Origin of the sequence: Endozoicomonas arenosclerae, from assembly GCF_001562015.1 — a bacterium.
Lineage (GTDB): Bacteria > Pseudomonadota > Gammaproteobacteria > Pseudomonadales > Endozoicomonadaceae > Endozoicomonas_A > Endozoicomonas_A arenosclerae.
On sequence record NZ_LASA01000018.1, the window covers coordinates 1 to 4,418 of the forward strand.

Here is a 4,418-nt window from a genome sequence, read left to right on the forward strand (position 1 = left end):
CGGGTAATCATATGCGTCCGGTTCTGGCTGGCTACTTTCAGTGCCATATCTCCCTGACCTTTTTCCTTGAAGCTATCCACAGAACTGTTGATGTAGAGCACTTCAACGTTAGGTGTCAGGACCAGACCCGTAGCAACATGGTCCATGTTGATGTCATAACCCAGGGAAGCGTAAGCCGTCCATTCCTTCGCTGAGGGGCTGGCTTTGTATTCCTGATTAAAGAGTGGGTCACGACGCTTGCTGTTCATGTCGGTCATGCCGTAGGTCAGAGCAGTGTTGAAGTGCCACTGATCCTTGTTCCAGGAAGCAAAAGGACCGATGCGAAGGTTGCTGGCCTTCATACTGCCCTGAGAGTCCTTGAAGCTGGAACTCATCTTCTGCATGCCAATCATGAGACCGAAGGTCCATTCGCTGGTGAACTGTTTGAAGACACCGACTTCCAGACCGTAACCGTTGGCGTCGAACCCGGCCAGGTTGTCCACCTTGCCCTGATCCATCTTGAAACCGTAGATCTGGCCGTAGCTGTAGAGACCGCCTTCCTGAATCAACTGCCTGTTGAGGGTCTGCTCACCAGTAGAGGCCAACATTTCACCGGTACTCAAATCTTCCAGATGGGCGCTGGCCAGCATATGGGTATTATGGAAACTGTTCATAGCAATACCGTGATGAGACATAGCGGCAGTGGACTGAACCGTCACTGCTTGAGCCATACCGGCTGCGTACATGGACTTAACTTGCTTGCCGACTTTGCTGGTATCGTTGATCACGGTGGCCTGTTCGATTTCACGGCGCAGTCTTTCCTGCTCCTGACGCTGCTTCTCTTCTTCCTGACGTTTGCGCTCGGCTTCTTCTGCTTCAGCCTTGGCTCTGGCTGCAGCTTCTTCATCTTCCTTGGTCGTGTCAGGTCCAGCTATCTGTGCAACAGGTTCACCCGTGTAAACCGTTTCTTCATCGTCAGCGGCTATACCCAGAAGATAGTTTTTAGCTTCAGTCGCTTTGTAGAACGCTTCAGTACAGGCCTGCTTATCATCACACTTGTCGGGGTGATGAGTTTTGGCGTACTCACGGAAGGCCTTTTTGACCTCTTCTTCACTGGGTGATGAGTTCTCAGTCAGGCCCAGCAATTCCAGAGCCGCTTTGCGCCTGGGCTCCAGCTCAGGTCCATAAACGGTGTAGTTCTCCAGGGGCTCTCCAAGGTATTTATGATCAACACCGACGTGATAGCTGCCACCCTGAGGGTTATTAGCTTTCAGCTTGTCAGCGGTTTCTTTGCCATCCACTGGTGAAGTGTTCTCATCACGGGTAGCTTCAGGCTCTTCTTCCTGAGGCAATGGCTTTCCTTGATAAGTATGCTCAAGACCTTCCTGATAGCTGCCGCCCTGAGGGTTGTTTTTGGACAGACGCTCGAATTCAGCCTGTTTAGCTGCTTTTTCAGCTTTGGCTTGAGCGGCCTTGTCGTCCTGAATCTCTTTGTCTTCAGGGGTAGAGGTTTGGCCGAACAGACTGGCGTAAACCCTGGAAAAATAAGAGGGCTCGCTCTTGGGCGCAATAACCGGTTTTGTGAGGTTTGAGTCCTTCTCAACCTGAGTCTCGGCTTCAGTCTTTGGTCCATAAACCGTTGGTGGGGTCTGAGGCGTCGGTGTAGGTGTTACAGAGGGCGTCGTTACAGTACTTTCAACGCTGACTGTTGGAGTCGGTGTTGGAGTCGCAGTTGTTGAACTGTTTGTCACAGCTTCAGTATTGGAAACCGTCACTGAAGGGGTGGATGCTTCAGTTGTTTTTGAAACGCTTTCAGTAGCCGTGGGTGTCACAGTTTCAGTGGTTCTCTGGGCATCTTCAGGCATCGATGTGCTGCCAAAAATACTGGTGTATAAACGACTGCTGTATGACTGACTGTTGCCTGTTGGCTTGGTGCTTTCTGTTGGAGTGACTGTGGGCTCAGTCGTTGTGGTCTGAGTGGGAGTCACTTCAATAGTTGGCTGAGAGGACGTCTTGGTGGGTGTTGTCTCAGCCAGCGTTTCTGATTCAGTCTTTGGACCAAAGGTTGTGGTACTGGTGGGTGCTTCAGTTGTTTTTGAAACACTTTCAGTAGCCGTCGGTGTCACAGTTTCAGAGGTTCTCCCGGCATCTTCAGGCATGGATGTGTTGCCAAAAATACTGGTGTATAAACGACTGGTGTAGGACTGACTGCTGCTCGTTGGCTTGGTGGTAGCTGTTGGAGTGACAGTGGGCTCAGTCGTTGTGCTCTGAGTGGAAGTCGCTTTACTACTCTCCTGAGAAGAAGTCGTGGTAGATGCTTCAGTTGTTTTTGAAACACTTTCAGTCRCGGTAGGTGTTTCAGGGGTTGTTGANGCTGGGACATCTTCAGGCATGGATGTGTTGCCAAAAATGCTGGTGTATAAACGACTGGTGTAGGACTGACTGCTGCTCGTTGGCTTGGTAGTAGCTGTTGGAGTGACAGTAGGCTCAGTTGTTGTGCTCTGAGTGGAGGTCGCTTCACTAGTCTCCTGAGAGGAAGTCGTGGTGGGTGCTTCAGTTGTTTTTGAAACACTTTCAGTAGCCGTGGGTGTCACAGTTTCAGTGGTTCTATCGACATCTTCAGGCATGGATGTGTTGCCAAAAATACTGGTGTATAAACGACTGGTGTAGGACTGACTGTTGCTCGTTGACTTGGTGGTAGCTGTTGGAGTGACAGTGGGCTCAGTTGTTGTGCTCTGAGTGGAAGTCGCTTCACTCGTCTGCTGAGAAGAAGTCTTGGTAGGTGCTTCAGTTGTTTTTGAAACAGTTTCAGTAGCCGTGGGTGTCACAGTTTCAGTGATTCTATCGACATCTTCAGGCATCGATGTGTTACCAAAAATGCTGGTGTATAAACGACTGCTGTATGACTGACTGCTGCCTGTTGGCTTGGTGCTTTCTGTTGGTGTGACCGTGGGCACAGTGGTTGTGGTCTGAGTGGTGGTCACTTCAATCGTTGGCTGAGAGGACGTCTTGGTAGGTGTTGCTTCAGACGGCTTATTGTCTGGATTCAGCAAGTAGTCTCTGGCGCTTTCCTTGGCTTTGGTTTTTTGAGGTAAACGTTCAAAAGCCTGCAAAATTTCATCTTTGCTGGGATGTGGGTTCTCGATATATAAGGAATCAAGAGCAGCCGCTCTCATCTCTTTCATATATGTCTCAGAGCCAATAAGAGTAACAGGTTCTGTTGTTGGTACTGTAGCAGTGGCATTGCTGACAACTACAGCAGTTCTAACATCGTAAGCATCTTGTGGAGCAGGAGATTCGTCATTTTCTTCATAGAAGAAATCCATTTCTGTTTCTGAAACTCCTTCCCAGTAGCTTCCACCCTGAGGGTTGTTTTTCATGATGCGAAGCGTTTTTTCGATCTGCTGCCTTCTTTTTTCATCGATATGTGGATCCAGCAAGCCTTCTTTGGCATCACCGGCCTGCTGCATCAACACATGATATTTTTCTTTATCTTCCGGGTGTTTGTCCGGGTGATTTTTGAGTGAGAAATCACGAAAGGCTTTTTTAATGACTTTTGCAGAAGGGAAATCTTCTTTGATACCCAGAAGGTTGAGGGCCTCTCTCCGTTCTCCGTAGTACTCCTGAATTTCCTCAGGTGTAAACCCTTCTGGTATGTATTCATCGTTGTCTTCCTGGGCATTTATAGCGCCCACGGTAATACAGCTTGTTATGGCTAACGCCAAGAGGGTTTTATTGAAAGTTCGTTCTGCCGAGTTAAGGTCCTTCATTGTCTTGCTCCCTTGATTGATACTGGAAAGTAAGACTGGTGTTTAAATGCGAAGTTTCGCCTGTAGCATTACTGTGCAATGTCCTTATCTCAATGATTGATCTTATCTTAATGATTTATAAGACTTTTTTGATCCTAACAGGGGGGTAAGAGATGCTGACAAAGTGCTGGCGTAAAAAGGGCCATACGGCGAACCGCATGACCCCGGGAGCAACCGTTAAGGTTAGAATTTCATTTCATAAGTCAATGCCAGTGCGTGGCTCTGACTGCTCTTGCGGTAGAACCGAAGTAGTCGATATGGAGATTCTGATTGTTTTCCAGAATCATCGAGTAACCGGCGTTGTAGTAGATGGCGTCTTTACCGTAGCTACCGGTTTTCAGCTGCTGCATGCTGCCCTGATCGACATAACCTGCCTTGATAGGGGAGTCATCCAGCATGCTCTTCTGGTAGCCGACACCGAGTCTGAACTCTCTGGGCAGTTCGGTATCCGGAATCAGGTAGGACATTTGCAGACCGGTACGGGTAATCATATGCGTCCGGTTCTGGCTGGCTACTTTCAGTGCCATATCTCCCTGACCTTTTTCCTTGAAGCTATCCACAGAACTGTTGATGTAGAGCACTTCAACGTTAGGTGTCAGGACCAGACCCGTAGCAACATGGTCCATGTTG

General features: G+C 48.9%; 2 protein-coding genes. Both read right to left on the reverse strand.

Going from position 1 to position 4,418, the window contains the following annotated elements; genetic code table 11:
* The coding region (locus WG89_RS01830; protein WP_153301367.1) for an autotransporter domain-containing protein at nucleotides 1-3,749 on the reverse strand (3,749 nt) is incomplete at its 3' end.
* 242 nt (nucleotides 3,750-3,991) lie between these two features.
* On the reverse strand, nucleotides 3,992-4,418 hold a 427-nt coding region (locus tag WG89_RS01835), incomplete at its 5' end, for an autotransporter outer membrane beta-barrel domain-containing protein (protein ID WP_153301368.1).